General features: G+C 59.5%; 18 protein-coding genes. 13 read left to right on the top strand and 5 right to left on the bottom strand.

Going from position 1 to position 24,045, the window contains the following annotated elements; translation table 11 throughout:
* Nucleotides 1-284 precede the first annotated feature (284 nt).
* From HF955_RS17480 to HF955_RS17435, 10 genes are all read left to right on the top strand, one after another.
* Nucleotides 285-692, top strand: coding sequence for a hypothetical protein (locus HF955_RS17480; RefSeq protein WP_291076903.1), 408 nt, complete (start codon nt 285-287; stop codon nt 690-692).
* Nucleotides 693-908: 216 nt separating this feature from the next.
* The gene (locus HF955_RS17475) at nt 909-1,349 is read left to right on the top strand and encodes a hypothetical protein (protein WP_291076902.1); all 441 of its coding nucleotides are present in this window, start codon (nt 909-911) and stop codon (nt 1,347-1,349) included.
* On the top strand, nt 1,346-1,762 hold the full coding sequence (locus HF955_RS17470) for a hypothetical protein (RefSeq protein ID WP_291076901.1): 417 nt from the start codon (nt 1,346-1,348) through the stop codon (nt 1,760-1,762). The genes HF955_RS17475 and HF955_RS17470 overlap by 4 nt, the downstream gene beginning before the upstream one ends.
* 638 nt (nt 1,763-2,400) lie before the next feature.
* Nucleotides 2,401-5,172: a hypothetical protein gene (locus HF955_RS17465; protein ID WP_291076900.1), complete on the top strand. Its 2,772-nt coding sequence runs from the start codon at nt 2,401-2,403 to the stop codon at nt 5,170-5,172.
* Between the two features lie 131 nt (nt 5,173-5,303).
* Nucleotides 5,304-7,913 carry a TonB-dependent receptor gene (locus HF955_RS17460; RefSeq protein ID WP_291076899.1) on the top strand — a complete coding sequence of 870 codons (2,610 nt, stop codon included), beginning with the start codon at nt 5,304-5,306 and terminating at the stop codon, nt 7,911-7,913.
* A 305-nt stretch (nt 7,914-8,218) separates the two neighbouring features.
* Nucleotides 8,219-8,812 (top strand): RNA polymerase sigma factor, encoded by a 594-nt coding sequence (locus HF955_RS17455; protein ID WP_367279744.1) that lies wholly within the window; start codon nt 8,219-8,221, stop codon nt 8,810-8,812.
* Nucleotides 8,809-9,843 carry a FecR domain-containing protein gene (locus HF955_RS17450; RefSeq protein WP_291076898.1) on the top strand — a complete coding sequence of 345 codons (1,035 nt, stop codon included), beginning with the start codon at nt 8,809-8,811 and terminating at the stop codon, nt 9,841-9,843. Before HF955_RS17455 ends, HF955_RS17450 begins: the two co-directional genes overlap by 4 nt.
* A gap of 176 nt (nt 9,844-10,019) precedes the next feature.
* Entirely contained in the window at nt 10,020-12,983 is a 2,964-nt protein-coding gene (locus tag HF955_RS17445) for a TonB-dependent receptor (protein WP_291076897.1), read from the top strand.
* 303 nt (nt 12,984-13,286) lie between these two features.
* Entirely contained in the window at nt 13,287-13,718 is a 432-nt protein-coding gene (locus HF955_RS17440; RefSeq protein ID WP_291076896.1) for a hypothetical protein, read from the top strand.
* A 183-nt stretch (nt 13,719-13,901) separates the two neighbouring features.
* Nucleotides 13,902-14,330, top strand: a complete 429-nt coding sequence (locus HF955_RS17435; protein ID WP_291076895.1) for a hypothetical protein — start codon at nt 13,902-13,904, stop codon at nt 14,328-14,330.
* Nucleotides 14,331-14,347: 17 nt separating this feature from the next.
* On the opposite strand, the gene HF955_RS17430 is transcribed toward HF955_RS17435, so the two are convergent.
* The 4 genes from HF955_RS17430 to HF955_RS17415 are packed head-to-tail and all read right to left on the bottom strand — an operon-like array spanning nt 14,348 to nt 18,853.
* Nucleotides 14,348-15,289: a nitronate monooxygenase family protein gene (locus HF955_RS17430; protein WP_291076894.1), complete on the bottom strand. Its 942-nt coding sequence runs from the start codon at nt 15,287-15,289 to the stop codon at nt 14,348-14,350.
* A 42-nt stretch (nt 15,290-15,331) separates the two neighbouring features.
* The gene (locus tag HF955_RS17425; protein WP_291076893.1) at nt 15,332-16,567 is read right to left on the bottom strand and encodes an acetyl-CoA acetyltransferase; all 1,236 of its coding nucleotides are present in this window, start codon (nt 16,565-16,567) and stop codon (nt 15,332-15,334) included.
* A gap of 54 nt (nt 16,568-16,621) precedes the next feature.
* The gene (locus HF955_RS17420; RefSeq protein WP_291076892.1) at nt 16,622-18,091 is read right to left on the bottom strand and encodes a carotenoid oxygenase family protein; all 1,470 of its coding nucleotides are present in this window, start codon (nt 18,089-18,091) and stop codon (nt 16,622-16,624) included.
* Between the two features lie 21 nt (nt 18,092-18,112).
* Nucleotides 18,113-18,853, bottom strand: coding sequence for an SDR family oxidoreductase (locus tag HF955_RS17415; RefSeq protein WP_291076891.1), 741 nt, complete (start codon nt 18,851-18,853; stop codon nt 18,113-18,115).
* Nucleotides 18,854-19,028: 175 nt separating this feature from the next.
* On the opposite strand from HF955_RS17415, the gene HF955_RS17410 reads away from it, so the two are divergent.
* A complete protein-coding gene (locus tag HF955_RS17410; RefSeq protein WP_291076890.1) occupies nt 19,029-20,828 on the top strand; it encodes an AMP-binding protein in 1,800 nt (599 codons plus the stop codon).
* A 38-nt stretch (nt 20,829-20,866) separates the two neighbouring features.
* On the opposite strand, the gene HF955_RS17405 is transcribed toward HF955_RS17410, so the two are convergent.
* Nucleotides 20,867-21,667, bottom strand: a complete 801-nt coding sequence (locus tag HF955_RS17405; protein ID WP_291076889.1) for a DUF1295 domain-containing protein — start codon at nt 21,665-21,667, stop codon at nt 20,867-20,869.
* Nucleotides 21,668-21,908: 241 nt separating this feature from the next.
* Here HF955_RS17405 and HF955_RS17400 point away from each other — a divergent pair, with 241 nt between their 5' ends.
* Complete coding sequence (locus HF955_RS17400) at nt 21,909-23,153, top strand: acetyl-CoA C-acyltransferase (protein ID WP_291076888.1); 1,245 nt, start codon at nt 21,909-21,911, stop codon at nt 23,151-23,153.
* The gene (locus tag HF955_RS17395) at nt 23,150-24,040 is read left to right on the top strand and encodes an SDR family NAD(P)-dependent oxidoreductase (protein ID WP_291076887.1); all 891 of its coding nucleotides are present in this window, start codon (nt 23,150-23,152) and stop codon (nt 24,038-24,040) included. The genes HF955_RS17400 and HF955_RS17395 overlap by 4 nt, the downstream gene beginning before the upstream one ends.
* Nucleotides 24,041-24,045: the final 5 nt, after the last annotated feature.

The raw sequence follows: 24,045 nt of genomic DNA, 5'->3' as shown, positions 1-24,045 counted from the left end.
CAGGCCGTGTATCCGGCATGCCAGACCTCCGTTCCTGCTACTCGACCGGAAAGGAAAGGCCGACAAAGGCTTTCACTGGTGTCTCACGTCTCGCACGGCTTCCCTGGAAGCAATTCCGACGTATTCCAAGACGCCGGGCCGCCAGGCGTGCCTCGATGTCTCACAAGGTCCGCATACCACCGAATTGGTCTGCCGCGAGAATCGAATTGATGAAAGAAAATGAACGGTTCGTTAGGCCGTTCGGTTGAGCCTTTCACGAACATTGTTGGAAAAGGAAATCTGGAATGTCAAACAAACTGAAACTCGGTGTCGCTGCTCTGGCTGCGACGGTCGCCCTTGGCTTTTCTGCTCCGGCCTCGGCTGAGGATTATGGAAGCATTGAAGTGAAAAACTGCGGCAAGGTCTCTCTGGACATCGCGCTGCTCCAGCCGTCCGACCCCCTGTCCGGAACGCTGATACCGGAGGAAATCAAGGCCGGAGAATCGTTCAAGGCGAAACTGACTGTGCCGCATCATCCGCTTTTCGTCGGCGTCTCTCATGTGAAGCCGCGGATGTTCCGCGGTGTCGAGGCAGGTACCTATGGTGCCGCAGCCGGAGAAGTGGATGGCAAGTGGCGCATCGGTCTGGAAAAGTCTGAAGACGGATCTTGCCCGGAATTCAAGAAGAAAGATCACGAGAAGCCGACGAAGTAATCGGCGGAGAACAGTCGGGCTGAATAGCAATTCCGTCTGGATACTTGTTGCCCGCTCACGCTGGTTGTGGGCGGGCAATTTTCAAACTGTCCGCGACTTGCGGTTGTGACTTGAAGACGGTGAAGCGCGATCATCTGTGCCGGCAGGGATGCAAGTGTTCGAGCACATTCCGTGCGGGGTCTTGTTAATCAGTGAAATAGGGATTGGAGTATCTGCATGTTCAGGCTGACCAAGGTCTCATGGGTTCTGTTTGTAGCAGTATTGTTGTCGCAGGCATCGGTAGCGTCCGCGTGTGTCAGCGTCAAAGTCAAGAATGAATCGCGCGTCAGCGTTACGGCGTTCTGGGGGGCGCTGGGCTGTGCCGGCGCCTACGACAAGCAGATGCCCTACCTCTACGAGTTGTGTACCCATCATGAATTGTCGCCTGGCAGTGAGAGAACCTATGACTACAAATGGGGCACGACCGCGCTCACCGTGTGGCTGACGTTTAACGTCAATACAGACTACGGAGGTTTCCGGCAGGCGCGGAGGTCCATCTATCGGCATGGTGGGTTCCAGTACAATGACACCTCCATTCCGGGAACTCCCTCAAGCTGTCACAGGCACTATTCCGTGACGTTCACCCAAGCTGATTTCGAAGAGGATTCATCCCAATGAGATTCTGGAAGGTGGTTGGCATCGGCCTGGTTGCCTGGGGCGGCGCGGCAGGAAGCGCGCATGCGTGTTACCAAGTGGCATTGAGCAATGAGTCAAACCGGACGGTTGAGGTCATCTGGGCTGCGCTGGGATGCGCCAAAGTTTACTCAAAGACGGATTACTCCTTCAATCTCGTGTGTGGCCACAAGAGTGTGGCAGCCGGAAGCGGCGCACGCCTCATATATTCCTGGGGAACAACGCTTCCATATTTGAATGTTCTCGTGAAATCGGATTCCGGGAAGTACGAAACCGTTGAGTATCTTTATCACGATCACAAGTTCAGGCAGATGGACACGCATCCTGAAACGGTCCCCTATTGCGGGAAGCACTATACGGTGACGTTCACCCAGAGTGATCTCGACAAGCTTCTGTAGTCCGGACCCTTCCTCGCATTCCTCCGGTTTGTGTATCGAAGCCGGCCCTCGGCAGAGTCCGGTGCGGTGTGATATCAAGCGCACATGAGCGACTCGATTCCGGCCATCGACGCGGCTTCAGGATTCGCGGGCGAAATTGCAGATACATGATCATGGATGAATAATGTGATTTATCCGGCCTGTAGCGTGTCACTTGTGTGAAGTTTATTCGTCATCCAACGGAATATAAACCTTTGCTTCCGAACAGGCCTGCGTTGCAAGGAGTTGGCGCCTCATTTCCATTCAGCGGGCAAGCCTGCTCTGGTTCCCCGGGGGATACAGTCAAATCCGAGTTCGGGTTTCGGCTTCGCCGCAAAAACCATCAATGTTTTCAAAGATAAATCAGGATTTTTCCGAGCGCCTTTAAAAGGGACGTATGCGGTTTAAGTCCTGGCGGCATGCGATTTGGGGTAGGGGTATTTGCATGTTGCCCTGTCTGATCGTCTGACTGCACTGACCAATTCGTCAGGACCGGCGAGCCTGTCGGCCGGGGCCCGGATTTGGTGTGTCATTCGCGTGTTACAATTCAGGTCTAGAGGCGGCCCCGATTGCAGGATTTGCGATCTACGCGTTTTGCACACCAATTAAGGGGTTGGATTATGAGATTGAAACTTGCCGCGAGCGCCCTGGCGCTTGCCCTCGCTGCGTGTTCACAGGGAGGCGACATTGCATCGCCGGGGACGACCACGCCAACCACCCCTCCGGGTGGCGGAAGCGGTGGCGGCAATGGCGGCGGCGGATCGGGGTCCGCTGAATGCCCGGCCAGCTTCACCGAAGGAACCGCTGTTGCTGGTCTGACGACCTGTAATGTCTCCGGCACGTATCTCGCCAATGTCACCCTCGAAGCGATTGACGGTCTGGCCTATCGTCTGGATGGCCGCGTCGACATCGGCTCCGACACGGGTGCAGACGGCAATCTCGCAGGCGGGCAGTCCGTCACGCTGACGATCGAGCCGGGTGTCACGATCTTTGGTGAATCAGGCTCCGACTATCTTGTTGTGAACCGTGGTTCCCAGATTGTTGCTGACGGCGAACTGGCCGCGCCGATCGTCATGACCAGCGCCGACGACCTCGAGCGTCAGGCCGACACGGACCCGTCGAATGATGATGGCGGCGACAATATCTCCGAATGGGGCGGCCTTGTGATTCTCGGCCAGGCGCCGATCAACCGCTGCCGCGATGCTGCAACCCCCGGCACGGCAGACTGTGAGAACATCGTTGAAGGTGTGACCAATCCGGAAGCCGTCTATGGTGGCGCCGACGCCAACGACAATAGCGGCATCCTGCGCTACCTGCAGGTTCGCTTCGCTGGCTTTGCGATCAACACGCAGGGCAATGAACTGAACGGCATCACCTTCGCCGGCGTGGGCAATGGCACGACCGTTGACTATGTGCAGGTCCACAACAATTCCGATGATGGCGTGGAATTCTTCGGCGGCAACGTCAATGTCCGCCACCTGGTCCTGACCGGCAATGATGATGACTCCATCGACACCGACAATGGCTACCAGGGTTCCATCCAGTACGCCCTCGTCACTCAGCGCGAGAATGGCGGTGACAACATTGTGGAAGCGTCCAGCGCCGGCAATGGCGTGACGCCGCTGTCCAATGCGTACATCTCGAACTTCACCTTCGTCGGAAACCGCACGAACGCCTTCCGCCTGAACACGGGTACGGTGGGCCGCTATGTGAATGGTGTCGTGAATTACGGCAAGGAATGCATGCGCTGGCAGGACAGTGCAGGTGACGGTACGGCCGGCTTCACCGCCGGAGCCGACCCGGCCTTCGATTCGGTCCTGTTCGACTGTGATCTCGGCCTGACCACTGCCAATTCCGAAACCGCCACGGCAGAGGCCTCTGTGGCAGCCGGCACCAACAACTCCACGGACGTGTCCGACTCGCTGGCATCGCAATTCTTTCCGGGACCGAACGAACTGGCCGTCACGCCGTTCGACCCGACATCTCTGTCGAGCTTCTTCGAGCCGGTTACCTATATCGGAGCCTTCGGTCCCGATGAGTCGGTGACGGAGAACTGGGCGGCTGGCTGGTCCTTCGCCGTGTTCCCGGATCCGGAATGCCCGGTCGGCACGACCGATAGCGGCTTCGATCTCGACGGTCAGAATGTCTGTCAGCTGTCCGGCACGATCACCGAGAATGTGCGCCTCAGCCGGGGCAACATCTACGAAATCGTTGGCCGCATCGATGTGGGCGTTGATGTTGGCGCAGACGGTACGGACGCTGCTGGCGATCCGGCTTCCCTGACCATTGAATCGGGCGTGACGCTGTTCGGTGACGAAGGCGAAGACTATATCGTCGTGAACCGCGGTTCGCAGATCTTCTCCAACGGTACGGCCGAAAACCCGGTCATCATGACATCTGAAGCCGACCTCACGGACAGCCAGATCGATCCGGACAACGCCATTGGCGAGTGGGGCGGTGTGGTCATCCTCGGCCGCGCGCCGATCAATCGGTGCCGTGACGCGGCGACGCCGGGTACGGTCGATTGTGAAAACATCGTTGAAGGCGTCACCAATCCGGAAGCCGTTTATGGCGGTGACGTGTCCGACGATGACAGCGGCGCAATCCGCTACACCCAAGTCCGCCACGCCGGCTTTGCGATCAACACGCAGGGCAACGAGCTGAACGGCATCACCTTCGCAGGTGTCGGGTCCGGCACCGAAGTCGAGTACATCCAGGTGCACAACAATGCGGATGACGGCGTCGAGTTCTTCGGCGGCAGCGTCAATGTGAAGTACCTGGTCCTGACCGGAAACGATGACGACTCCATCGACACCGACAATGGCTATAGCGGCTCGATCCAGTACGCCATTGTGGTTCAGCGTGAAGATGGCGGCGACAACATTGTGGAAGCGTCCAGCGCCGGCAATGGCGTGACGCCGCTGTCCGATGCCAAGATCTCCAACTTCACCTTTGTGGGGAACCGCACCAATGCCTTCCGCCTGAACACGGGCACGGTCGGTCACTACGTCAACGGTGTTGTGAACTACGGCAAGGAGTGCATGCGCTGGGAAGACAGTGCGGGTGACGGCACGGCCGGATACACGGCTGCGGCAGATCCGTCCTTCGACTCGATCCTGTTCGACTGCGACCTTGGCCTGACCACGTCGAATTCCGACACGGCCACTGCCGAAGCCGCGGTCTCCGGCGGTACCAACAACTCCACGACGACCGCATCGACGCTGTCCTCCACCTTCGTCAACGGTTCGGCAGAATCCGCTGTCACGCCGTTCGATGTGACGACGATCTCCTCCGATCTCGATCCGGTGGACTATGTCGGCGCCGTCAAGGACAGCTCCGACACCTGGTGGCAGGGCTGGTCCTGCGGACTGGAAGCCGGCGACGCCTGCTAGTCGCTGCAACAGGCCGGGTGCGGGCGATGAGGGTCGTCCGCACCCGGCACCTATTTCAGCTTTGATTTCCCGACGGTTCGAGGGGCGCTTCAGCGGCGAACGATTGGGTAGAAATTCACAAGGACAGTCTCATGAGACACCAATTGCTAAGAGGGACCTTGCTGCTCGGGACAGCAATCGCCCTGGCCACTTCACTTCCCGCGATCGCACAGGACGCCTCTGTCGAGCAGGAAACTGCCGAAGAGGCTCGTGAGCTTGAAACGGTTGTTGTGCGCGGCGAGTACATTCCGGCTCCGCAGCGCGAAACCTCACAGGTTGCCTCCTTCCTCGCGCCGGAGGATCTCGCGCGCCAGGGCGACTCCAACGCTGCTTTGGCGCTGACCCGCCTGTCGGGCCTCAGCATCGTGTCCGACCGTTTTGCCTATGTCCGCGGCCTCGGTGACCGGTATTCCGCCGCGCTGCTCAACGGGTCACCATTGCCGAGCCCGGAGCCGCTGCGCCGGACCGTGCCGCTGGACCTTTTTCCGTCCAACGCCCTTGATGGCGCTACGGTGCAGAAGACGTTCTCCGTGAATTATCCGGGCGAGTTCGGGGGCGGCATCATCGACCTGCGCACGCTGCGCCAGCCCAGCGAGAATTTCTTCAATCTGAAGATCGGCGCCAGCGCCAACACGGTCACGACGTTCGACCGCGGCATTTTCGTGCGCGGGTCCGACACGGATGCCACCGGCTATGATGACGGGCTGCGTGACCTTCCGCAGCCGCTCGGCCTGGTGCTCAGCCTCGACCAGAGCCTCAACAGCCTGGATGACGACGCCATCGAAGCGGTTGGCGAGAGCCTTGTGAACACGCCGCTCAGCGTGATCCAGGAAGAAGACCTTGCGCCGAACTATAATGGTTCTGTGGAATTCGGCCGGATTGTCGAAGGCAAGGATTTCGATGTCGGAATCATCGGCATTGCCGGCTTCGACTCCGGCTGGTCGACAAAGAACGCCACGCGCCAGTTTGTGCAGGGCAACGTGCTGGGAAATGACCTGCGCACGTTCGAAACCACCTATGAGGCCACGGTCAACGCGCTCGGCTCGGCGACCATCAACTGGTATTCCGGACATGAAGTCCAAGCGACGGTCTTCTATGTCCACGACACGTCCAAGGAAGCCCAGATCGATACCGGTACGGACTTCAACGCCCAGGGCAGCTCGGGCGAAATCTTCGACGAGTCGACCGGCTGGTATGAGCGCGGCCTGCTCTTCGGTCAGCTGCGCGGCGAACACGAGTTCGACCAGCTTGTCCTGTCCTGGCGTGGCTCGCTCGCACAGTCGACCCGCGATGCGCCCTATGAGCGTTCGCTGCGCCGTTTCATCAATGATGATGGCGTGCCGGCCTATCTTGTGGCCAACAGCTACGACATCCGCTTTTCCGACCTGACCGACGACATTGCCGGCTTCGGAGGAGACGCGGAATACACGTTCGAACTGAATGATACGCGCGAAGCCGTGCTGTCTGCCGGCTTCGACGTGTCGTCCACGGATCGCGAGTACAATTTCTATGCGTTCCGGTTTGCCGGCGGCAACTCGATCTCGGAAGACATCCAGATCCAGCGTCCGGATTTCCTGTTCAGCCCGGACAATATCGATCCGGCCCGCTTCGTGCTTCAGGAGGTCACCACCCCGAACGATTCCTATGAAGGGCAGCTGGACGTGTATGCCGCCTATGTTGAAGGCGACATCGAATGGACCGACTTCATCCAGACCACTGCCGGTCTGCGCTATGAGGAAGCCGAACAGAAGGTTCGCACCTTTGACCGGTTCGGGAATGAGGGCGCCGGCGCCGTCAATCTCGAGAATGACTATCTCCTGCCGTCGCTGACCTTCACCTGGAACTTCGCGGAAGACCTCCAGCTTCGCCTGGGTTATTCGCAGACCATTGCACGGCCGCAGTTCCGCGAACTGGCCCTGTCGAACTATTTCGATCCGGAAAGCGAGCGCTCCTATCGGGGCAATAATGGCCTCGTCGACACCGAACTGACCAATTATGATGCGCGCCTTGAATACTATCTGGACCCGAACGAATTCATCACGCTGGCCGGCTTCTACAAGGAACTCGAAAACCCGATCGAGGAAGTGCAGTTCTCCACCTCGACCTTCGTGTTCGAGTCCACTTTCATCAACTCGCCGAAGGCCGAGCTGTTCGGGGGCGAATTCGAATATCGCACTCTGTTCGACATTCCGCTCGACACTGCCTTCTTCAATGACCGCGATGGCCGGTTCTCGATCAACTACACCTACACGTCTTCCGAAGTTCAGGCGGATGAAGGCGACCAGGTGTTCGACCCGATCTCGCGCACGCTGCGGGATGCCAGCTTCTTCGGTCTTGATGGGTCCGACCTGCAGGGCACGCCTGAGAACATCCTCAACGTCCAACTGGGCTGGGAATCGGATGTCGAGCAGCTGACCCTGCTGTTCGGCTGGGTCGACGAGCGCATTCTTCAGCGCGGCATCGACCAGCCGGGATCTGCCCTGCCGGACATTATCGAGGATCCGGGCATGCAGCTTGACCTCGTCTATAACCGCGACTTCCTGGTCAGCGGCCGTGAGTTCACCCTGGGCCTCAGCGGGCGCAACCTGCTGGATGAGGCGCACGAGGAATTCCAGCTGAATGAGGGCGAGCTCGGCCGGACTGAGTTCAACACTTATGATCGCGGCCAGAGCTTCTCGGTCAGCCTGACAGCAAAGTTCTAGAACAGAACCAGCTCTTCTCGTCCCGCACCCCGTCTGTTCGATACAGGCAGGGGTGCGGGATATTTTTTACGCGACGCATCCGGTCCGCGCCGTCGGTGGGATGGGCTGCGGTGATCGCGCTCACAATCAGTGAGTGTCCGGTCATTTTGCAATCTCGGGTAATCGAAAGAATCTCGACAGGATGCAGTGGACGCGACTTCGAATCCTCGCCTATAGTTTTATGTATGATCGGTGATGATGGCCGTGTGGGGCATGGGTGGTCGGTCCGACAACTTTCCGGAGCCGTGAGGCGATGAACCGGAAGCGTGGCGAAATCAGGAGCGGGTGTCGGCGTGTCCGAACTGGGGCCGGGCGATTCCCGGCGGAATTCACAGCGGCCTCTTGCGGGGACACTGCTGGACCGGCTCTACCGGGACCACTCGGTGTCGCTGGTCGCCTGGTTGCGCCGCCGGTTCGGTGAAGGTCCTCCGGAGCCCGAAGACATTGCGCAGGCGGCTTTCACGAAGTTTTCAAGCCTTGATTCCGTGGAAGACATTCAGAACCATCGTGCGTTTCTGTTCACGATTGCGTCGAACTTGGCGGTATCGGCCATTCGGTCGAATGTTCGTGCAAGAGCATTTCTTGACGCGGAAATGGCAGAATCTGCAAATGGAACTGAAAATATTACACCCCTGCGCGTCTATGAAGCGAAGGAAGATGTTGCGCGCCTCAATAAGCTCTTTGAAAAGCTGACCGCGCGACAGAAGGAGATCGTGGTGCGCAGCCGGCTGCTCGGACAGACATATACCCAGATCAAGGCCGACAAGGGGTGGAGTCTCGGGACGATTGCATCGGACATGAAAGCTGCGCTGCTCGTGCTGGCTGAAGTGAATGAGGATGAGGGAGGTGGATCCCGATGACCGATGACATCGACATGCTCGCTCCCCCGGTAGCGGATGGCTCCCTGCCACCTGCGGAGATTGCAGCGGAATGGATCGCCTATCTGAATTCCGGCCTCGCGACCGATGCGGATTTCGCTCAGCTGGAGGCGTGGTTGGCGCAGTCGCCGGACCACAAGGCCGCCTTCCGGAAGATGGCCGACGTCTGGGGCGGCGTGGCGCTTCCGGCGATGCAGGCAGAACTTGATGGCCTTGAAGCGGAAAACCAGGCAGATACGCGTCGCGGCGCGGAAATTCACGTTCTGCGGCCGGTCCGGCGCTGGGTAACTGGCGCCGCGATTGCGGCCAGCTTCGTGTTTGCCGGGCTTGTCGGAATCTGGACCCTGCAGCCACCCGCCGCGACGGAATTCCACTATACGACGTCTGTCGGGCAAAGCCGCACCGTCCAGCTCGCTGACGGGTCCGAGGTCACGCTGGGCGGGGCCAGCACGCTGAGCGGGCGGTTTACCCGGAAGGCTCGCAATGTGACCTTGGATCGCGGACGTGCCTATTTCGATGTGACCCATGATGAGGCGCGCCCCTTCGAAGTCGCTGCGCATACTGCCAGGGTTCGCGTCGTGGGAACAGCGTTTGACGTCCTGCACCGTCCCGACGACATCCTGATCTCTGTAGCACGGGGACAGGTGGACGTGCGCGCGGGCGAGGACGTTGACAGCGGTCCGGCCGTTCGGCTGGAAAAATCCATGCAGGTAAGTGCCTCGCACACCGGTGAGATATCGGAACCGGTGGCATTTGATACGGATGCCCTGTCTTGGCGGGAGGGGCAGTTGGCTTATGTCGATGCGCGCCTGATCGACGTGATTTCGGAGATCAATCGCTATCGGACGCGCAAGATTACCCTGTCTGATCCGGCTCTCCACGAGTTGCGGGTGAGCTTCAGTGTGCCTTCCGGGCAGACCGATGCGCTATTGACCGGACTGGAGGCAACCCTGCCGGTTCAAGTCATCCGGTCAACCACAGGGTACGAGATTATCCCCACGTCAAACGAGTAGGGGCTTGTCCTGATCGTTCAAGCAGGCCACTCTTTGCGCGATTGAGGAACGTATCGATTTCATTGAGAGACTGTCGTCACCCGATCCTGTTGGTCGGAGTTGGGGGGCTTGTGAGCCTTGTTGGGAGAGGGCGCGCGGACTTTTGCTGAATTCGTGGCAGATTTAGGGGATTTGCCGTGTCAGACGAAGAAGAACGGGGTGGCCGTGCAAGCTTGCGCGCCCGGCTTTCAAGACGTGTTTGTGTAACCGTTTTCATCGGGGGGATTGTTGCCTCGGCACCGCACGCCGTTGCGCAAGATTCCCTGAGAACGTCACAGGCTATCTCGATCGAGAGCACGTCGTTGAGCGCGGCGATCGTCGAATTGTCACGAGAGACGGGCGTGCCGATTTTTGCGGCGTCACGCCTGACGGACGGTAGGGACATTGAGCCTTTCAGCGGCACATATACGGTGCGGGATGCCTTGCAGATCCTGCTCGAGGGCACAGGCCTCACTGTGCGTCGGGACGGAAATGGTCATCTGGTCGTTACCGAACCAGAAAGCGTACCCGACAAGTCGCCCGGCTCCGTCTTCGTCTCCCGAACAGACCACAATAAATCGGACCGCCCTCGAGCTGAAGCGCAGGAGACTGCACCATGGATCGTGGATAAGGTTCAGGTAACCGGTATCCGTGGAGCCTTGGGAGATGCCCTTCAAAGCAAGCGGCAAGCCGATGTCATTTCGGATGTCATCTCCTCTCAGGATTTGGGCAAGTTTCCGGATCAGAACATCGCGGAGGGATTGCAACGCGTTCCCGGGGTGACGATTACGCGAGTGGCCGGGGAAGGCCAGCAGGTCATCCTGAGGGGGCTGGGGCCAGAATATGTAAGCGTCACCGTAAACGGTGTTGCTGCCCCTTCAGCAAACACCGGACGGGAATTCGATTTCGACGTCTTCGCATCCGAGTTGTTCAGTCAGGCCACGATCATCAAAACCGCGTCTGCTGACCGGGTCGAGAATGGCATCGCGGGCTCGATAAATCTGAGAACGGCCCGCCCCTTTGACCATGACGGATTTCGCCTGACCGGCGGCGTTCAATCGGTCTGGACGCCGCGTGCCAATGCGCAGGACCCACGCACTCACTTTGCCATCAGCAACACGTTTGGCGACACCTTCGGCGTGTTGTTCGCCATGTCCTACTCCGAGAGCTCGGAACGGTCTGACGGCATCCGCGCGATTGGGTGGCAATCCAGAAATTTTGACGTTAACCGGGACGGAACGGCAGACTATCTGAACGTTGCTTATCCCCGCATACCCGTCCCAATCTCGGATACATATGAACGTCAGCGACTAGGCATGTCTGGCAGTCTTCAGTATCGGCCTTCTGCGCTGACCGAAGTGAATCTTGATATGCTCTATGGAGAGTATGACCGGGAAAGAGACAGAATTTCGTTGAATGCCTGGCCGATCGGGCGCGACTACAACTTCGTGGCACTGACGGTAGATGAGGGCGGTGCGATCGCAACAGGCGAAGTCCGGGACGTGCGCACTTCCAGCCTGGCGCGACAGACTGTGAACGAGCAGGAATTCTTCCAGGCTTCTCTCGAAGGCAAACACCAGGTCGGCCAGTGGACTGCGACGGCGCTGGCAAGCTTCTCCAGAGCGGTTGATGACGAAGTCCGTGATGTCGAATTCACGCTTGCGAACGAGGGACGGATCCTGCTGGATTTTACAGATCCATCCATCTTTCCAGAGATGGATTACGGGTTCGACCTGCTTGATCCGGATGCCTATCGATTCGGGAGAGTTGTCAACACACCTGCCAAGATTCACAATGACGGGTATTCCGTGCACTTGGACGTATCGCGACCGATTGCGGGTCCTTTGTGGTCTGCGGTAAGCTTGGGGGCGCGTTTCGAAGATCGTGAACATACATCGTCGGGGAGCTTGCTGGCGACGGAGGCCTATAGGGGCCGCGTGGACGTGGCATCGATCGCCAGACCGCTTGTCAGTGACTTCGCCGTTGATCTCGACGCGCCAGCAGGATTTCCCGACTCGTGGCTCGTACCGGACCTTGAACTCACCCTTGCCAATCTTCCGGGAGGGTTGATGCAGGGACAGCAGGACTTCGGGAACACTTATGCCGTCCGCGAAAAGACATCCGCGGCCTACATCCGCGTGGACCTGGATTCGGACGTGTTTGGCATTCCATTCAGTGGGAATGCTGGCGTGCGAGCCGTTCACACGGAACAGGAATCGACGGGGTTCCAGTTTCTGGGGACGGAAGGGAATACTGTGCAGTATTCGCAGAACTATTCGGATGTGCTGCCGTCGGCCAATGTCGAGTTTCAGTTAACGGATGAACTGCTCCTGCGGCTGTCAGCCGCGAAGGTGCTTACGCGTCCTGACCCGGATGATGTGTCGCCATATTGGCTGGTTCAGCCGAGAGAGCGGCGCATACGGCTGGGTAACCCGGAATTGGGGCCTTTCACCGCAACCCAGATCGACGCGTCGCTGGAATGGTATTTCGCAAAGGATGCGCTTTTGTTTCTGGCAGCGTTCCGCAAGGAAGCAGACTCGTTTGTCGCGCCCCTGGATACCATGGCTACGCTTGCAGACCTCGATCCGGCTGTGCCTCCGCAAGGTGCCCCCGGGGAGATGTACAGTGTGACCACATTCAGGAATGGTCTCGGTGTCACGGTGGATGGCATTGAGCTTGGGTACCAGCAGCCGTTTACATTTCTTCCAGAGCCTTTCGATGGTCTGGGCGTGCTCGCGAACTACACTTATCTGGATTCCGAAGGCGTGTTGATGCAGGGCGGAGTGGAGCGCTATCTCCCATTGCTCCAGCAATCGAAGCATTCCTACAACATCGTCGGATATTATGAGCGCGACGGGGTCTCCCTCCGGGCGGCATATAATTGGCGTGATGCCTTTCTCATCAGGCCGATCGACAGAGGAAACGATCAGGTGTTCCGGGATGAAGAGGCATATCTCGACCTGTTCGCAAGTTACGACATATCGGATCACGTAACTCTGACCTTCGAGGCATTGAACGTCACCGACACCGATGTGTACGAGTACGCGGATATCAAGGACCGTTTCACCTATTTCGAAGCAACGGGACCTCGTTTCTTTGCCGGGGTCACGTTCCGCTTCTGACATTCTTCAGTGGTAAGTCCCATGGGGGCAATCGTTTCGGCGCAGGATGGGGCCGTATGTCGGCACGACTTGTATCGCTGCCAGCGCGTGAGACGCCCATGAAAGGGTCGGGGCCAGAATTCAAGTTTTGGTTAAGCCGCTTTCGACCATAATCAGCAGATGAATCAAGGGCGAGTCTGACATTCTCGTTATACGGAGGATGTTGTGCGATGCTGACGTCGTGAGGACGCGGCTTTTCTCGCTGGCTTGCTTGGTCAGAAGAAGCGGGCTGGGTGGTCCGGTACTCCGGGAAGGGGCAGGTTGGTGTTGACCGGTCGTCATGCGAGATTTGTCAGGGGCGGATTGGCCTTTATTGTCTTGCTGGTCGCCTTCGGCCCTGCGGCGCACGCCTGCTATCGGGTGCATTTGAACAATGAGTCCAATCACAAGGTGGAGGTGATCTGGACCGCGTGGGGATGTGCAGGAATGACCACCGGCAAGACCCGCGTGTGCCATTCAACTTCGGCAGATCCAGGGCAAAGTGTGTCCTACAGCTTCGGTTGGTCCAAGCTCGGGCCAACCGTCACGGTGCGCGACCATGACAAGCCGTATCACGGAAAGACGTATGCGGATTGGGTGTTCACCCACCATGGCAGCAAGTTCAAACATTCCGAAGCTGCTTCCTCCTCTCCGAAGAATTGCTCGAAGAAGGACTACTACATTTCTTTCAGGGAAGAGCACTGGAACCAGAAATGACGAATATCTCGAATACAGGCTGGGCTGGGGGTCGTTTCATGACGTCGCAAGCTGGAGTGAATGGCGAGCTTCTGCCGAAGATATGCCGGTTGAAGTTCACCGAAGGCGATTTCAGTCCCTGGCGGGGTCCGAAGGAAATTTCGACCGACGATAAATTGTGACTAACCTCAAGGAGAATTTGCTATGCGTAGTATCATCGTCGCCGCGGCCCTGTGTCTTGCTGCATCGCCCGCATGGGCCTGCTACACAGTGAAGGTCAACAACACATCTGGCCAGAATATCACCGTCGTCTGGAAGGCGCTGGGCTGTGGTGGAATATTTCACAAGACTGAACTGGTTACCTGTGCGCACTCCGATGTCGCCAACAACAGCACGGCCTCCTATGATTATGATTGGGGGCACACCGCTCCGTCCGTGTATGTCTGGCTGAAGAATGAGGACACCGGGAAGTACCTGAAGTTCAAGACTCCCTACGTTCTGCATGGAGGCAGCTTCACCCGTCGCAAGGAGAGCGACTGGATTCCCGCATCGCCGAGCGGCTGCCACAAGCACTACACGATCACCTATGACAAGTACACGTATGAGGATGATTACTGGTCCTATACGAACTAGCCAGGTGCAGGCGCGGTCTACAGGTTCGAGGCCGCGTCATACTCCCGCTTGAAACGGGCAATGATGTCGGCGGCGGGCTCGATCCGCCGCACGCTGCCGACACCATGACCGGCGGACCATACGTCCCGCCAGGCCTTGATCTTGCTGTCCGAATTTGACAGGTCCATGGATCCGGCCTTGGCCGGGCCGCCATAGTCCACGCCCATCTTGTCCAGGCTCTGGCGCAGGTAGTTGGCATAGGCGCCCGTCAGGGAATTGCTCAGCACCAGATCATTGTATGTCGCTGCCACGAGCATGTCCCGGTATTCCGGCGTGGCGAGGCTTTCCTCTGCGGCGATGAAGCTGGTGCCGATATAGCTGAGGTCTGCGCCGAGCACTTCTGCCGCGCGCACGGCCCGGCCCGTGCCGATGGACCCGGCAAGGATCACGATTCCGTCAAAGAATTCCCGTACGGCCGGCACGAAGGCGAACCCGGCCATCGCGCCCGTATGGCCGCCGGCCCCGGCCGAGACGAGCGCCATGCCGTCGACGCCTTTCTCTGCCGCCTTGCGGGCATGGTCGAGGCTGTTCACATCCGCGATCACCCGCCCGCCATATTCCTGCACCACATCGAGCACCGGATCGGGTCCGCCCAGCGCCGTGATCACGATTTTCGGCTTGTGGTTCCGGATCAGGTCGATCTCGTCGGCCAGCCGGTCATAGGAGCGATGGGTGGTGAGGTTCACCGCATAGGGCACGGCCTGACTGTCGGCGCCCAGTGTGCGGCCGAGGTCATCCAGCCAGGCATCCAGTGTCGCAATTGTCCGCGCATTGGGGAAGGGGAACGCCCCGATCACGCCATTGCGGCAGGTCGCTTTCACCAGTTCCGGACCCGATACCAGGAACATGGGCGCGGAGATCGCGGGGATCGCGAGCCTGTCCTTGATGCCGGCAAGAGCCTCTGACGCGGGACGTACCATCGCGGCCACCTTTCTTTCCAGATGAATGTCGGGCGGGTGGGCCTATTCGGCCGTTCCGATCACGAAGGAGCAATTGGTCGTGCCGGATCCGCCGACATTGAAGGTCGCCATGGTACGTGCGCCTTCGACCTGGGTGTCGCCTGCCTGATCCGTCACCTGACGATAGGAATCCAGCATCATGCGGACGCCGGTCGCCCCGACCGGGTGACCAAGACCGATCAGGCCGCCCGACGGATTGACCGGAATGGAGCCGTCCATGGCGATGCGACCATCCTCGATGGCTTTCCAGGCTTCGCCCGGGGCCGTGATCCCGAAATGCTCGATGGCCATGTATTCCGTGATCGAGAAACAATCATGCGTTTCGATCGCATCGACCTCCTCCACGCCGGATATGCCGGCGCGGGCATAGGCGTCCGTAATGGCCTTGCGCGTCCAGGGCAGCACATAGTCCTGGTCGCGGCTTTCTTCCAGCTTGGTGTCCATCATCAGCGGCGCGGTCGTGTGCCCCCAGCCACGGATGACAGCAAGCTGCTCGATATCGATGTCGCGTTCCCTGGCGTACTGCCGGGCGCGCGCTTCCGAAGCGAGGAATATGACGGCGGCGCCATCGGTGACCTGTCCGCAATCCTGGCGGCGCATCCAGCCATCGATCACGGGATTGGCGTCGTCATCTGCCGTGAAACTCTTGTCCGTGAACTTCCAGTTCCGGGCCTGCGAGTTCGGGTTGCGACGGCCATTCTCGAAATTGATTTTCGAAATGCCCATCAGGTGATCATAGTTCAGGCCGTAGCGGCGCTCATATTCATCGCAGAGATCGGAGAACATGGCGGGCCAGAGATATTTCCGGCCCTGTGCCTCGCGCCCAACCCAGGCTGCCGCGCCCAGATTCTTGGCGGCCTGATCACCATGCACGTTCCGCATCAGCTCAATACCGGCAACGCAGGCAAGGTCGTAGCGCCCGCTCTGGATATCTGCCATCGCTGCCAGAATGGCGAGCGAGCCAGAGGCGCAGGCGCCTTCATGACGGGAGGCCGGCATGCCCGAAAAGTCCGGATGGACATGGCCGAAATAGCCGCCCAGCATGCCTTGCCCCGTGAAAAGCTCGGCGACGAAATTGCCGACATGGCCGACTTCGACATCCTTTGGCTCGAGGCCTGTCTTGTCCAGCGCGCTCAGAACGGTGTCGGAGAACAGGTCGAACAGGCTCTTGTTGTCGCGGGTCCAGTTCAGAGAGAAATCGCTCTGCGTTCCGCCGAGAATGTAGACTGGTGCCGTCATGGGGTCGTTTCCTCTAGTGTGCGTCAGCGCGAGGCTGCTTCCTTGTATCGTGCCTTATACCGTGACCAGTTCATCCCGGTTTGCCCAGGTCGCATGCGTTCCGCTCGAGATGCGGTGCGGCAGGATGATGCGGCAGACCGGGCCGGCTGAAACCTTCTGCGCATCTACGAGAATGCATTCCGACCGGTCATTCACGGTGTCGATGATGAAGGAGACGAGATACCCGTCATCCTCGGATTTTGCATTGATGCGCGGGACAAAGGGCGACTCGCTGGCATAGCGGCCATCTTCCAGCATGTAGGAATCGGAATCTCCGGTCTCCATGTCGTGCTTGACGAGGCCATTGAACAGGAACCAGCCAGGTTTTGTGGTCGTCGAATAGAGATAGCGTGACTTGATGCCGGCATAGTGCTGGTTGAAGGAGCCGAATTCCAGGATCCGGTCGTCGAGGCGTTCCTCCGTTGTCTTCCCGGTGTCGAGATTGAACCGCCAGCGGTGCAGTTTCGGCTTGAACGAATGCTCGTCGATATTGGCGAGGATCTTGCCGAATTTCTTGTCCAGGCCGGGCACATCGAGCGGGGCCGGGTCAGGGTCATCCTGGAAATAGCCGTCGAGGACGATCTCATTGCCTTCTTCCCAGGCGTTCATCCAGTGCAGCACATAGGTCGGCGCGGCTTCAAACCACCGGATTTCGCTCGGATTGCCGAAACGTGGCACAATCGCGAACCGGGTCGGCATGTCCGGATAATACTGGTTGGCGTGAATGCCCTGCTTCAGCAGGTTCGGCTCCCAGAACAGCGGCAGGTCGACCAGGATCGAGTAATTCTTCGTGAAGGCCATGTCGTGCGGCAGGCGCGCGCCCGGCAGTTCGATGGGAATGTAGTGCTTTAGCGTCTGGTCTGCTCCGACCACGCCATAATGCATGTACGGTGCTTCCTTGCCATAATTGAAGAAGAGCAGGTCTCCGGTGGCAAGGTCGACTTTCGGGTGAGCCGATATGCCTTCCTTCGGCACCCAGTGAGCGGTGCCGGTGGTGTCCAGTGTTTCCGGGTCGAGGATGTATCCTTCACCACACATGTAGAAGGTGGACAGGATGTTGCCGCCATGAACCACGACATCCGTCGAGGAGGCATCCTTCATGCGGCCTCGGGCGCCCCAGCCTTCGCGTTCGGATTTTGCAGGGTTGGCAGCGATACCGGCCCAAAGGGCATGCCCGGCCTCGGTCTCTGCCTGCAGGCCTTTGGTCCGAACGAACCGGTTGGAGTATTTCGCCTGCCCATTGTGGAAGGACATGGCGTGAACCATGCCGTCCCCGTCGAAAGGATGGTAGATCCCGATGGCTTCATGGACAGGGTTTTCGGTATTGCGGACATAGATGCCGGAAATATCCTTCGGAATCTCTCCGATGACTTCCATGTCAACTGCGTCCACTTCCTCGCGGCACGGGGTCCAGGCGCCATTGAGATAGGGATGCTCGTTCGGCGGAATTCTGAAATCGATCTCGTTCTTGTAAAGAATTGTCATGGGAGGATTCCGGTCTGGGGTCTATTGGGCGACGCGCTGCGCCATGGATTCGGCCAGGCCATGAGGGTCCCGGGCCAGGAAGGCGCGAACCGATACGGCGTGCGGATCGGTATCATGTTCGTTGATGTTGTTTTCCACGGCGAAGATGCCTGCCTTGCCGATATCGCGGGGCAGGGCCTGCTTCATGTTCTTGATGTGAGCGGCCATGCGTGTCTTGACCGATCCCACGATCAGGGCTGCCACATGAATATTCCGATGGCGGAGCTCTGCGCGCATGCAGTCGGACGCCGCCCGCATCGCAAACTTTGACGGACTGTATCCGCCCATGTTCGGAACCGCGACAATGCCGCCGGCAGAGAGAACGTTCACGATCGCGCCCCCGCCATTCTGCTCGATGATTGGCGCGAACGCCCGGCACATCGACATTGTGCCGAAGAAGTTCACCTCCATTTCGGATCGCATGTCGTCCATGGTTGGTGCCGTCATCAGCGTAGTCATGTTGAACACGCCGGCATTGTTCACCAGCAGGGTAACGTCCTGAGCCTTCGCAGCTGCAGCGGCCACCTGGTCCGGATTGCTGATGTCCAGCTGAAGCACTTCGATCTTGTCACCATAGTCGGCATAGGTGTCCGGAATATCGTCGGGATTGCGTGATCCGACATAGACCTTGCGGGCGCCGGCATCGACAAGCTCTTCGACAAAGCCTTGCCCGATGCCGCGATTTCCGCCGGTGACCAGGGCCGTGCAGCCTTCAACCTTCATTGCGTTTCCTTTCTCATCTCGCCAGCGTCACGCTCATGGGCGTTGGCTGTCTTGGCGATTTCCGACGCCATTGCAGGAGCGGCGTCTGTTCCCTGTTGACTTTGATTGGATCAGACCGTCCTGTTATAGTCAATTGTAAAAACATACTCAGTAGTGAGATTCAAGCGGAGGACCCATGTTGACCACGAGTAAACCAGCCAGTCCGGCCTTTCGAAAAGTGCCTTTCCCCAAGGTCGACCTGGATGTGGAGCGGCGCGACGATGGCAGCCTGCTCGTGTCCACGCGGGCCGAACTGGAACTGATCGCTCCGAATGTTCCGGCGGGCCTGATGCAGGCGGCGGCGACATGGCCGGACCGGGTCGCCATGGCCGAACGCGATGCAAACGGAGTGTGGCTCCGGAAATCCTATGCCGAGTTTGTCCGCGATGTGCGGGGCTGCGCACAATGGCTTCTGGATGCAGGCGCGACAACGGACACACCGCTGATGATCGTGTCTGGAAACTCCATCGCGCACGCCACGATGCGATTCGCTGCCCTATTCGCGGGGATCCCGATTGCGCCGGTCAGTGAAAATTATGCGCTCTTGGGGGCGAGCAATGATTATGCGCGCTTGCGGCACGCTGCCGGAATCGTGCGCCCCGGTTTCGTGTTCGCCGAAGGGAGTGTGCATTTGGAGGCGGCGCGGGTCTGCTTGCCGGACGCCAGGATCGTTTCCCGCAAGGCATCGGACAGCGAAGGTGTGGCTGCCGCCTTCGAAGACATCTGCACCACGCCGGTGACAGATGCGGTCGATGCCGCAATCGACACCATTCGGCCTGAGACCCATGCGGCCTACATGCTGACATCCGGGTCGACCGGCATGCCAAAGGCCGTGATCCAGACCCATGAGATGATGATGGTCTGTGTCTCACAAAGCTGGTGGGCCATGAAGGACACCGGGACGTGGGACAGGACGATCCTTGAATGGCTGCCCTGGAGCCATGTATCCGGACTGTACGTCTCAATCGCCGCGGCTTTGGTAGGGGGATCCTATCATGTGGACGAAGGGCGCCCCATGCCGGGGCGTTTCGAAGCGACACTGCGGAACATCCGAGATCTGGAACTGACCACATTTACCAGCGTTCCCGTCGGCTATGCCATGCTGGTGGAGGCGATGGAGCAGGACGAAGCCCTGCGGGATCATTTCTTTGCGAACATGCAGGTGCTGGTCTTCGGCGGCGCGGGGCTGCCACAGCCGATTCATGACCGGTTGCAGGCGCTGGCCATCGCGGCAACCGGGAATCGAATTTTGATTTCTTCAGGATACGGCGCAACAGAGACCACTTCCGGCTGCATGTTCATCTATTTTGAAACCGACCGGGTGGGCATAGGGTTGCCGCTCTCGGGCGTGACCCTGAAGCTCGTGCCGATGGGTGACCGGTACGAGTTGCGCATGAAGGGGCCTTGTGTGATGCAGGGATATCTGCGCCAGCCGGATGCCGCAGCCAAGTCATTCGATGAGAAAGGATTTTACAGCATCGGAGACGCTGCCGAACTTGCGGATCCGGATGATCTGACAAAGGGCCTGCTGTTTGGTGGCCGCCTGTCCGAGGACTTCAAGCTGAGCACCGGCACCTGGGTGACGGGTGGTTCGCTGCGCGCAAACTTCGTCAGGGATCTGGCTCCCTACGTGGCCGACGCGCTTGTTTGCGGCGAGGGATATGACCGGATCGGCATTCTTGCCTGGCCAAGTGCGGAAGGCCTGAAGGCGTCACCGGAAGACCTCGCTGCCGCCATCAGCCGCCACAATGCCTCGGCCAAGGGATCCAGCGAGAAAGTCTGCCGCTTTGCTTTCCTGACGGATCCGCCGGACATGGCTGCGGGGGAGGTGTCGGACAAGGGATCGATCAATCAGTCGCTTGCCATTCGGCGGCGCAAGGAAACTGTGGAGTGGCTCTATTCGGACCCTGTGCCGGAAGGCGTGCTCAGCTTCTGAACGTACCGGGACCGGTCGGGCTGACCGGTCCCGTTTTCTCAGCGTGCAGGCGGCCGGGGAAGAAAGCCGCTGACCCTCCGCTTGTAATCCTCATAGTCCGGATAGCGACGCGACATTGAGCGCTCCAGCAAGGCCTTCCCGGACAGGTTATAGAGGAAATGGATCATCAACAGCGGGCTGAGAATTGTCAGCACGCCCCATTGGCTTTCCAGCGCGATCAGCGTCAGTCCGGTCCACACGGCAGCGTCTCCGAAATAGTTGGGATGACGCGTCCATGCCCAGAGGCCACGATCCATGAGCTTGCCCTTGTTGGTCGGGTCAGCCTTGAACCGGCGAAGTTGCTGGTCACCCACGGCCTCAAACATCAGGCCAATGACAAAGATGGCGACGCCCAGCCAGGCAAGGAAGCCAAGGGCGCCATCCGGAAAGACAAGCCAGGGTGATGTGCCGAATTGGCCGACCTGCACGGGCAGTGAAACAAAGAAAGAGATGCAGCATTGCATAATGAACACATGGGTCAGGCTGTGCATGACGAAGGGCTTGTCGCCCCCGGCCTTCTCCCGCATGCGCACATAGCGGAAATCCTCGCCATGGCCGACATTGCGAATGCCGAGATACAGGCCGAGCCGGGCGCCCCAAAGCAGCACCAGGCCTGTGAGGAGGGTCGCGCGTAGGGAATGTGTCTCCATTTGCAACCAGGTTGTCAGGGCAGGCAGGGCGCAGGCGGGGCCCCAGAAGATGTCCACAATGCTCGCATTGCGGATCTTCACACTCACTGCCCAGAGGCTGATGAAGGCGAGCAATGATATGGCGAAATTGATGAGTATGATCTGGAACATGGACGTTTCCCCTCCTGCACGTATCTTGTTGTTTTCCGGCTATCAGTCTCCGCGATTTCTAGGGGACAGAAAATAGACTTGCAATAAAAAACCAACCCTTTGTGATCCTCACGTATGGGTTGCGCATTCAGTCGGAAAGTCGAACTTGGCGGTTGAAAACTGTGCTTCTCCTGCGCTATCGGTATCAATAAGCAAGTTAATGGCGGGTCGTGGTCGGCGACGCGGCCACGCGGAGACAGTGATGACCGAATCCTACATTTTCGAAGCGGTGCGCACACCCCGTGCCAAGGGGCGGCCGGATGGCGGTCTGCACGCATTCGCCCCGGAAGATCTCGTCGCGCTCCTCATTGACGAGATCGCTTCCCGCACCGGCGCGGACCTGTCCTCGCTGGTAACCCGCATGGTGCTTGGCTGTGTCGGGCAGGTTGGAGCCCAGGGCGGACACATGGCGCATCTCGCCAAGGCGCGCGCGGGCCTGCTGGGGGACGTTGCGACGCGTACACTGAACAATTACTGCGTTTCCGGCCTGTCCGCCATTGGCGACACATCGCTCGCGATCAGGGCGGGAGAGGGCGGCCTGATGCTGGCGGGCGGTGTCGAGATGTTGTCGAAGGTTGCGTTTCTGGCGGATGCGGCACCGGTCTATACCGATGCGGAAATCGCGCGCCGCCTCGGCTGGCTGGCGCCGATTCTCGGGGCCGAATTGCTCGCCTCCCGGAAGGGGTTTTCGAAAGCGGACCTCGACGCCGTGACGCTTCGCTCTCACCAGCGGGCGGCGGCCGCCTGGTCGGATGGACGGTATGATACGGGCGTTGTTGCGGTCCGCGTGAAACAGGATGACACGATTTGCGCACGCGATGAATGGATACGAGACGATCTGACGCTGGCTGATCTCGAGCGGCGACGGCCGGCATTTCGCGAGCTGGGGCGTGGTGCGGCCGATGAAATGATGCTCGCCCGGCACCCGGATCTGGACGGCATCGACTATGTGCACTCTGTCTCCAACACGCCGGGCATGTCCGATGGGGCGGCCCTTGTCTTGTTGGGGAATGCGGCGGCAGGCGCGGCAGCGGGCCTGGTTCCACGGGCTCGAATCCGCGCCTTTGCCGAGGCCACTTGCCACCCGGTCGACCAGTTCGAGGCCGGCAGTCTGGCGATGGAGAAATGCCTGCAGACAGCCGGCCTGACGATCGGGGATCTGGACCTCATCGAGTATATGGAAGCCTTTGCGGCCCCCCCGCTCGCATTCGAGCGGGACTATGCGCCCGACATGGACAAGGTGAACGTCAATGGCGGCCATCTGGCCATGGGTCATCCCATGGGGGCGACGGGTGCGATCCTGACGACCACGCTCCTGCACGAACTGGAACGCCGAGACGGTCAATTCGGGCTGGTCGTCACGCTGGCCGGCGGCGGCATTGGCAGCGCTATGATCATTGAGCGGGTCCAGGGCGCAGACAGAAACAAGGGAGGTGCGCCGGCATGAGTGATGCGCGGGTCGTTTTGATCACCGGGGCAGGCAAGGGGCTGGGACGTGCATTCGCCATGGACCTTGCCCGGCGCGGGGTGCGGGTTGTCGTGAACAATCGGATCCGGGACGGGCAACCCGATTCCGCGCGGGACGTAGTATCGGCCATTGAATCTGCCGGTGGAGTAGCCATTGCCGAAACCAGTGATGTGACCGCGCCGGAAGCGGCAGGCGCCATGGTCTCCGCCGCGCTGGACGCGTATGGACGGCTGGATGGTGTCGTTTTCAATGCTGGCATCACAGGCGACGCCAAACGCTTCGAGGAGATGTCGCCCGAGAATTTTGCTGCTGTCATGTCGACCAATTTCGAATCCGTGGTCCGGTTGACCCGCGCGGCGCTGCCCGCCATCCGGCAATCGGACGCGGGCCGGCTGGTTTATGTCTCGTCCAGTGCGGGCCTGTATGGCGTACGTGGGCGTTCGCCCTATGCCGCCTCGAAAGGGGCCGTCCAGGCGTTCGCGTTGAACATGGCGATCGAGGAGGCCCGGCATGGCTGCACCAGCAATCTCGTGCTGCCGTATGCGCTCACGCAAATGACAAAGGGGGCTGGCGGTGAGCAGGGCGACGACATGCTCGCGCCGGAAACGGTTGCGCCGTTCGTGAGCTGGCTGTGCAGCGAGGGCTGCGACCTGAACGGCACGTCGTGGATGACGGGGGGCGGCATGGTCCGGCAGGTGCGCGTGCTGGAATCCTGCGGGGCCCTGCTGCCGGACGATGGAAATGTCCGGGACTGGTTTGCGGAAAAGCGGGCCCAGCTGGAGACGTTCGACCCTGAAGCCGACCGAATTCGCCATGCGGAACAGGCGTTTGCGGACTTCGTGCAGGAATTGTCCTGCGCGCGGTAACCGCC

Origin of the sequence: Hyphomonas sp., assembly GCF_017792385.1 — a bacterium.
Lineage (GTDB): Bacteria > Pseudomonadota > Alphaproteobacteria > Caulobacterales > Hyphomonadaceae > Hyphomonas.
This window is presented reverse-complemented; position numbering and strand designations above follow the sequence as displayed.

What these genes read in the sequence shown, in the direction of transcription:
- HF955_RS17480 (WP_291076903.1), top strand. Translation starts at nt 285, where the DNA reads ATGTCAAACAAACTGAAACTCGGTGTCGCTGCTCTGGCTGCGACGGTC.
- HF955_RS17475 (WP_291076902.1), top strand. Translation starts at nt 909, where the DNA reads ATGTTCAGGCTGACCAAGGTCTCATGGGTTCTGTTTGTAGCAGTATTG.
- HF955_RS17470 (WP_291076901.1), top strand. Translation starts at nt 1,346, where the DNA reads ATGAGATTCTGGAAGGTGGTTGGCATCGGCCTGGTTGCCTGGGGCGGC.
- HF955_RS17465 (WP_291076900.1), top strand. Translation starts at nt 2,401, where the DNA reads ATGAGATTGAAACTTGCCGCGAGCGCCCTGGCGCTTGCCCTCGCTGCG.
- HF955_RS17460 (WP_291076899.1), top strand. Translation starts at nt 5,304, where the DNA reads ATGAGACACCAATTGCTAAGAGGGACCTTGCTGCTCGGGACAGCAATC.
- HF955_RS17450 (WP_291076898.1), top strand. Translation starts at nt 8,809, where the DNA reads ATGACCGATGACATCGACATGCTCGCTCCCCCGGTAGCGGATGGCTCC.
- HF955_RS17435 (WP_291076895.1), top strand. Translation starts at nt 13,902, where the DNA reads ATGCGTAGTATCATCGTCGCCGCGGCCCTGTGTCTTGCTGCATCGCCC.
- HF955_RS17430 (WP_291076894.1), bottom strand. Translation starts at nt 15,289, where the DNA reads ATGGTACGTCCCGCGTCAGAGGCTCTTGCCGGCATCAAGGACAGGCTC.
- HF955_RS17425 (WP_291076893.1), bottom strand. Translation starts at nt 16,567, where the DNA reads ATGACGGCACCAGTCTACATTCTCGGCGGAACGCAGAGCGATTTCTCT.
- HF955_RS17420 (WP_291076892.1), bottom strand. Translation starts at nt 18,091, where the DNA reads ATGACAATTCTTTACAAGAACGAGATCGATTTCAGAATTCCGCCGAAC.
- HF955_RS17415 (WP_291076891.1), bottom strand. Translation starts at nt 18,853, where the DNA reads ATGAAGGTTGAAGGCTGCACGGCCCTGGTCACCGGCGGAAATCGCGGC.
- HF955_RS17410 (WP_291076890.1), top strand. Translation starts at nt 19,029, where the DNA reads ATGTTGACCACGAGTAAACCAGCCAGTCCGGCCTTTCGAAAAGTGCCT.
- HF955_RS17405 (WP_291076889.1), bottom strand. Translation starts at nt 21,667, where the DNA reads ATGTTCCAGATCATACTCATCAATTTCGCCATATCATTGCTCGCCTTC.
- HF955_RS17400 (WP_291076888.1), top strand. Translation starts at nt 21,909, where the DNA reads ATGACCGAATCCTACATTTTCGAAGCGGTGCGCACACCCCGTGCCAAG.
- HF955_RS17395 (WP_291076887.1), top strand. Translation starts at nt 23,150, where the DNA reads ATGAGTGATGCGCGGGTCGTTTTGATCACCGGGGCAGGCAAGGGGCTG.